Genomic DNA, 7,303 nt, shown 5'->3' with positions numbered 1-7,303 from the left:
AAAAGAAAAGATAGTCAACTTTATTTTTTAACATTCTGAATCAACAAAAATCCACACAAGTTGTTCTTTAGTTATGCTTTTAAATAGTATCGCTCTGCTGTCGTCCAGTAGAGGATTATTACACTAATCAATCAAAGACATTTGCTTATCTTGTTTAGCGAGCTGACTATCATATCATGTTTATATAGTCTGTCAACCCTTTATTCTAATTCGTTTCAGTAGATTCACATGCTAATTATTAAGTGACTTATCACTTCCTAATTGCTGCCGCTTGTCTTGCTGAGGTGCGTATTATAGACGCTTTAATCTGAGTGTCAAGAAGTTATTTAGCTAACTTTATTTCAAGCGGTAAACCACTCCCACAACGCCGCTCTTCTGTTCCGACTGGGACGCATTATACTCGTTTTCATGCAGCGGTCAAGGGCTTTGTCTAAACTGTTTTTATTATAAGCCTAAAGGTAACGATTGTTAGTCAATCTGCTCATCCATACATTAATCATTAAATCTTTATTACTGTCCTAAACTTAGAACTAAAAAAGCCGCTTATGAATAAGCGGCTTTAAAGTCTACATACAATAGCTACTGTCGTTAACTGCTAGCTTTCGCCTTCATAGTACTAACGATACCTGATAGCGCATAGATAATACCTATAGCTAAAATACCAACCGGTATGTCATAGATCACAATACTCAGTACTAATACTGCAATAATTAAAGCCACAAAAGGGACTTTCTTTTTATCAAACTCTTTAAAGCTATAGTATTTAACATTACTGACCATTAGCAGACCACAGATGACTACCCAAGCGGCGAATGCAGCCATAATTAAATTATCCTGCTGGCCAATCCACTGGTTGTGATCGATAGCAACCATCACTGCTGCAGTAACTAAGATAGCGGCAAGCGGACTTGCTAAACCCACAAAATACTTTTTATCGACTATGCCAACTTGCACGTTAAAGCGAGCCAAGCGAAAGGCACCGCAAGCCGTAAACACAAAAGCACAACCTATACCAATTCGACCTAACGGCTCTAAAGCAAAGCTATAAACCAAAATTGCAGGGGCAACGCCAAAAGCCAACATATCTGCTAGTGAGTCATACTGCTCACCAAACGGGCTTTGCGCATTAAGCATCCGCGCCACTCTACCATCGGCACCATCAAGGATCGCCGATAGAAATATCGCTAAAGCAGCTGGATAAAAATCACCTCTAGTACTGGCTAAAATAGAGAAAAAACCGGACAGTAGCGATAAAGTAGTAATAAGATTGGGCGCTAAGTAAACACCCCTACTCACTACTGGCTTTCCTTCAGCCACTTCAGTCTCAATAACTTCAAAGGTCAGACCATCATAATTATCGTTATCTGCTAAGCGTATATTGAACTCATTCTCATTAATGAAAGGCGGCTGAGTAGCCGCGCTATCACTAATATTATTTCGAGTGTCATGGGGTGATTGCTCAGTGCTCATAACCGTATCCTTATTAGCCTATTCGCCGACTAACCAGCGCACATTAGTAGCACTATCTGGTGACAAGTTAGGCGCATCAGCAACTTTTAGTATCGGCTGTAAGAAACGCAAGATTTCACGAGCGTGATTATCGAACTGCCAAGGTGGATTGATAATAAGCATACCAGTGCCGTTAAGACCAACAGCAATATCGTTAGGATAGATATTAAGCTCACAAATCAGCTGACGTCTCATCTCAGTACGTTTTAGCTTTTTATAAAATAGCTCAACAGCATCGATGTTCTTGATTGGAAACCATAAAGCATAAGTGCCTTGTGGCCATTTATTATAAGCAGTTACTAATAAATCGATAAGACGAGTAAAGTCTTTGTGTTCTTGCTCATACGGTGGATCCAATAGCACTAAGCCACGCTTTTCTTTTGGGGGAATGACTGCTGTAATACCCTCAAAAGCATCACGATGTTGAATACCAATCGGTAATCTATGTAGCTGATAGTTTAGTGCATCATACTCGCTAGCTTTAGCTTCAAAGGCTTCGCCGCGTACGCCAGCATCTGGATTGGTTTCAATATGATGACCAATCCACCACGGTGATCCCGGACAGACTTTAGTATCGTAAGTAAAACGAGCTTGCTTAACCCCTTCTACATACTGTTTGACAGCAGCAGGAGCTTTTTCGGTATCAGCATTCACTACAGCTTGAATACCACCTTTGGCTTCACCGGTTTTGCGGGCCTCTTCACTGCCAAGCGAATACAGTCCACGACCGCCATAAGCGTCTAACACATAAAAAGGCTTATTTTTTTGCCCTAATTGATTGAGCAATTGTATTAATAAAATGTGTTTGACCACATCGGCAAAGTTACCAGCGTGGTAGGCGTGTTTATAGTTCATAAGTTCAAAAGTTTAAATAAGAAAAATTGCATCTATGGTAGCATAGGATGGCTAAAAGATAACGCTGGTTTTGGTAAATAGGCGTGATTGAGCACCGATTGATGCCGCTAGAGATAAATAAAGGTCTAACAAGGGTAAAAATGAGCGTAATCGCCAGTAATCTAACTACTAATTTAACTGATGATTTAAACAGTCATTTAAATAGTATAGACGCAAATCTTATAGAACTAGCTATCGATCATCCGATAGGTGCTGATAATCCACCTTTGCTTACTCCTAGCCCTAACTGCAATAGCAAGCTCAGTCCTGATGCCCATTCAGCTATTAATTTTAATAACCCTACCCAGCAAGGACTACAAAGCTCTGACTTTTTAGTCGATTGGCAAAACAACCTTAACGATAGCCAACTTGATCAGTTAGTAAATGACGGTTGGATAGTTATTGATAAGGTTTTCACTGATAAAGCGCTACTGGCTCTACAATCCGAGAGTGGTTTTGTCGATTATCGTCAAGCCCAGCTGACTGCTGGTATTCGCCTCAGTGATATTCGTGGTGATAAGATTCGCTGGATCACTGAAGACTTTTTTGCTGGATCTTATTACCTACAAAGTATTAACCAGCTGGCCACTGTCTTCAACCGTAGTTTATTCGCCGGTATTCGCCATAGCGAAGCACATTATGCTTGCTACCCTAGCGGTTTTGGCTATCAATGGCATAGAGATAATCCTGCTAATCGCAATGAGCGTGTTATATCAGCAGTGCTTTATCTCAATGATGACTGGCAAGCCAAAGACGGTGGTGCCTTAGAAATAGTGGATAAGCATGGAATTCATCATCAGGTAATGCCCGTTGCCAATCGTTTAGTGGTTTTTGATAGCGACTTACATCATCAAGTACAAATCGCTCATCGCCAACGCTACTCTATCGCAACTTGGATGCGCCGTGATGGCTTAGTACCGTTTGTTGAAGAAGGCAGTTTGTAAATGCTGGACTGAGCACAGCCTACCAATTATTCATAGAGTGAGCTATGCACCCAGACTACACAAATTAAACGGGGTCATTTAGAGTATATCAACACTTTCATTTAAAAATAAAAGGTTCGACATGTCTAATACTAACAAGCAAGCAGTAACCCATCAACAAGCCACTGTTGATCTTAGCATCACCTTGCTAGAACGTCCTTCAGTTACCCCTGATGATGATGGTTGCCAAGATATTTTATCAGAGCGTCTTACCCAGGCAGGTTTTGACTGCGAATTTATGTATTTTGGTGATAGAGATAAAACTGGCGAGCATGCCGAAGTCAAGAATTTATGGGCGCGGCGTGGCACTACAGATCCGGTGATTTGCTTCGCTGGTCATACCGATGTCGTGCCAACAGGCGATGAAAATAATTGGACTTATCCGCCATTTACCCCAACCTTAGCTGATGGCTACTTATGGGCACGTGGTGCTGCTGATATGAAAACTGGTATTGCTGCTTTTACGGTAGCCGCCGAACGTTTTGTCGCCACTCATCCTCAGCATAACGGCTCAATTGCCTTTTTAATCACTTCCGATGAAGAAGGTCCTTCTATCAACGGCACCGTTAAAGTCATAGAAGCTTTAGAGGCGCGTCAAGAGAAAATCACTTATTGCTTAGTCGGTGAGCCCTCTAGTACTGAGACTCTCGGTGATATTATCAAAAACGGTCGTCGTGGCTCTCTAGGGGCAGTATTAACTGTAACTGGCAAGCAAGGTCACGTAGCTTATCCCCATTTAGCCTGTAATCCTATCCATGCCGCCTTACCAGCATTAGCGCAATTAACCGCAGCGACTTGGGACGCTGGTAATGAGTATTTCCCTGCAACTTCCCTGCAAATCTCTAATATCAATAGTGGCACTGGGGCTACTAATGTCATTCCTAAAACTTTAGAGATGGTATTTAACTTTCGCTTCTCTACTGAAACGACTGAGGATGAGTTAAAAGCTAAGACTCATGCGATATTTGATAAGCACTTCGCAGATAGTAAGGCTGAATACGCAATCAATTGGAAGCTATCTGGTCAGCCTTTTTTAACTCCTGAAGGTAAGCTAGTATCGGCTTGCCAGCAAGCGATTAAATCTGTAACAGGCACTGACACTACCCTCTCCACTTCTGGTGGTACCTCCGACGGTCGCTTTATTGCGCCAACCGGAGCGCAAGTAGTGGAGTTAGGGGTGCGTAATGCCACTATCCATCAAGTCGATGAAAAAGTTGAGATTGATGATTTGGGTAAGCTTGCCCAGATTTATGAAGGAATTTTAGAAGGATTACTGTTAGATAAATAAAGCATTTTTCGATTTCTAGTTTCTAGTTTCTAGTTTCTAGTTTCTAGTTTAGTCGATGTTAAAACCGCTGTAAAACAAACTGAGCGCTGATGGTTTGTTTTACAGTTTCATCTCAACCTTGCCTTAGCGTTAGCCTTAGCCTTGCCTCAACCTCCACATCCATTAGTGATATCTCTCATCTCTATACCTCTCTATACCTTCCCCTAAACCTTTGGCAACTAAATTTTTGTATAGACCATCGATATTGGAATGGCTAAATATTGCTATCGTGTTGCAAACGATAATGATTATTGTTATTATTATTTCTTACAAATGTTTGGTTGTAATTAATAATAGCTAAATTTTAGCTATGCTTTTTTTAATAGTATCTAACTCCGGAGTTTATGAGATGCCCCACCCTTATCGATCTTGCACTTTATTTTTTTTAACGACCTTAGCGCTATCTATGCAAACAGCATATGGTCAAGGTAAAAATAGTCAACAAGAAATGAGTAATGATGCAGGACTGTCCGTAACTTTGGATGAGATTACCATTATAGGTAGTAAAGATAATGTGCCACTGCTGACTGGCTCAGGTTATTACGTAGACCCAGAGCAATTAGAAAACGAACAGATTACTGATATCAATCAAGTGCTAAAGACCGTACCAGGTATTTATGTCTCTGAAGAGGATGGCTTAGGTTTACGGCCTAATATCAGTATCCGTGCTGGTATCGGTGGCCGCAGTAGTAAAGTGCATCTAATGGAAGATGGCGTACCTATCGCACCAGCACCTTATGCAGCCCCTTCCGCCTACTATCATCCTACTGCCATGCGCTTATCTGCTGTTGAGATTCTAAAAGGTGCGCCTCTCCTACGCTATGGACCACAAACGACTGGTGGCGTGATCAACTATCTATCGACAGCTATTCCTAATAAAAATGGCGGACAAGCAACTGCCTCAATCAACGATCGTGGCGGCGTTGATATCCATGCTTATGCAGGCGGACGCCAAGGTGACTTTGCCGGTTCTGTTGAGACCGTACAGCAAAACGGCAAAGGCTTTAAGGAGATTGACGGCGAAGATATTGGCGACTATGACAATCAAGACTATGTACTAAAAGGACGCTATCAGCTAAGCCCTGCTCATAGTTTATTCGCTAAGGCTCAGTATTCTGACAAGTCTAGTGATGAAACTTATCTGGGACTAACAGATGCTGATTTTGATAAAAATCCTAATAGACGCTATGCGATGTCAAGTGTTGATAACATGCAAAACCAGCATACTGGACTGAACTTAAGCCATAACTGGTTAACAGATAATAATTCTGAGCTGCGTACAACGGCTTACTATAACAAGACCCATCGTAATTGGTACAAACTCAATGGCAATGTCATTAAGGCGTTTTATAAAGGTGATATTACTCAAGGTCAGCTAGATGGCACTGAAGATTTAGAAGGCATTCCGGTAAAAGCAAATGACCGTACTTACCATAGTACTGGCATCCAAACCAATTTTAACACTGATATTCCAACTGCTTATGGCGATCACAATATCGATGTAGGCGCACGCTTCCACCGTGACAAAGTGTCACGTTATCAACCAACGGATGTTTTTGATCAAGTCGATGGCCGTTTAGTCTATCAAAAAACTAAAGCCCCAAGCGCTAGTAATGATCGTCAAGAGACCGCTGATGCTACTAGCCTATGGCTCACTGACCGCTGGCAAGTCACTGACCCTTTAACTCTAAATCTTGCCTTGCGTTATGAGCACATCGATACTGAAGAGATAAGAGGCGTTAGCAGCGACAAGCAGGCCATTAAAAACAATACTCAATCTATCCTGTTACCAGGTTTGTCCGGCAGCTATCAGCTTAATGATGAGCTGCAGCTTATAGCTGGAGTACACAAAGGCTTTAGTCCATTGGGCGCAGGGGTATCTGAAAATGATGCTAATGAGCCTGAAGTCAGTATCAACTATGAGCTTGGCACTCGCTATATTGAGGGTAATAACTATCTAGAAGCCGTTGGGTTCTATAGTGACTTTGATTCCGTCCTAAAAAACTGTTCTGAGAACTCGCCTTGTGATTTGAGAACCTCGGGTACTGAAAAAGAGAGTGGTTCAGCAGTAATTGCTGGTTTAGAGCTATCGGCAGGCACGAGCTTTGAGAGGTCCGGCTATAGAATTCCACTCAATGCCACTTTTACCCATACTCAAGCAGAGCTGAGCGAAGATTATAAAAGCAACAGGGATGGTGATCGCCTGACTTTAGTACCCAAAAACCAAGCTAGCTTACGCGCAGGTATTGAGCTGGATTCAGGCTGGGACACCTACTTGACTGCAAAATACACTAGCGGCATCTGTGAGTCGGTAGGCTGTGAGCGTACTAATGAGCCACGTAGCGAAACAGAGTCACTACTCACTTTTGATGCTATCACTCACTTTCCTATAGGTTCTGACATTAAAATATTCGGTAAAATTGAAAACATCGCTGATAAACAAGTCATCGTCAGCCGCACCCCTTATGGTGCACGTCCTAACTTACCACGCACTTTTACTTTAGGCTTCAATAAAACCTTTTAATGGCTGTTAATAATAAGTTTTTTATTAAAAAGCCGCGACTAAAATAATAGTGGCGGCTTTTTTATG

The 7,303-nt window shown here is 41.8% G+C and carries 5 protein-coding genes; 3 read left to right on the top strand and 2 right to left on the bottom strand.

Features of this window, described 5'->3' with window-relative positions:
- Positions 1 to 588 precede the first annotated feature (588 nt).
- Both pssA and JMY09_RS08000 read right to left on the bottom strand, forming a co-directional pair.
- On the bottom strand, positions 589 to 1,470 hold the full coding sequence (pssA, locus tag JMY09_RS08005; RefSeq protein WP_201623071.1) for a CDP-diacylglycerol--serine O-phosphatidyltransferase: 882 nt from the start codon (positions 1,468 to 1,470) through the stop codon (positions 589 to 591).
- Between the two features lie 18 nt (positions 1,471 to 1,488).
- Positions 1,489 to 2,364: a 23S rRNA (adenine(2030)-N(6))-methyltransferase RlmJ gene (locus JMY09_RS08000; protein WP_201623070.1), complete on the bottom strand. Its 876-nt coding sequence runs from the start codon at positions 2,362 to 2,364 to the stop codon at positions 1,489 to 1,491.
- 140 nt (positions 2,365 to 2,504) lie between these two features.
- Between JMY09_RS08000 and JMY09_RS07995 the strand changes: the two genes are divergently transcribed.
- The 3 genes from JMY09_RS07995 (at position 2,505) to JMY09_RS07985 (ending at position 7,237) form a co-directional block, all read left to right on the top strand.
- Positions 2,505 to 3,347 (top strand): 2OG-Fe(II) oxygenase, encoded by an 843-nt coding sequence (locus tag JMY09_RS07995; RefSeq protein ID WP_201623069.1) that lies wholly within the window; start codon positions 2,505 to 2,507, stop codon positions 3,345 to 3,347.
- Between the two features lie 121 nt (positions 3,348 to 3,468).
- Positions 3,469 to 4,674, top strand: coding sequence for a succinyl-diaminopimelate desuccinylase (gene dapE / locus JMY09_RS07990; protein WP_201623068.1), 1,206 nt, complete (start codon positions 3,469 to 3,471; stop codon positions 4,672 to 4,674).
- A gap of 445 nt (positions 4,675 to 5,119) precedes the next feature.
- Positions 5,120 to 7,237 carry a TonB-dependent receptor family protein gene (locus JMY09_RS07985; RefSeq protein ID WP_201623067.1) on the top strand — a complete coding sequence of 706 codons (2,118 nt, stop codon included), beginning with the start codon at positions 5,120 to 5,122 and terminating at the stop codon, positions 7,235 to 7,237.
- Positions 7,238 to 7,303 lie beyond the last annotated feature (66 nt).

The sequence above is a fragment of the Psychrobacter urativorans genome, from assembly GCF_904846695.1.
Taxonomy (GTDB): domain Bacteria; phylum Pseudomonadota; class Gammaproteobacteria; order Pseudomonadales; family Moraxellaceae; genus Psychrobacter; species Psychrobacter urativorans.
Note: the sequence above shows the minus strand (reverse complement) of the source record. Positions and strands in the feature narration are given on the sequence as shown.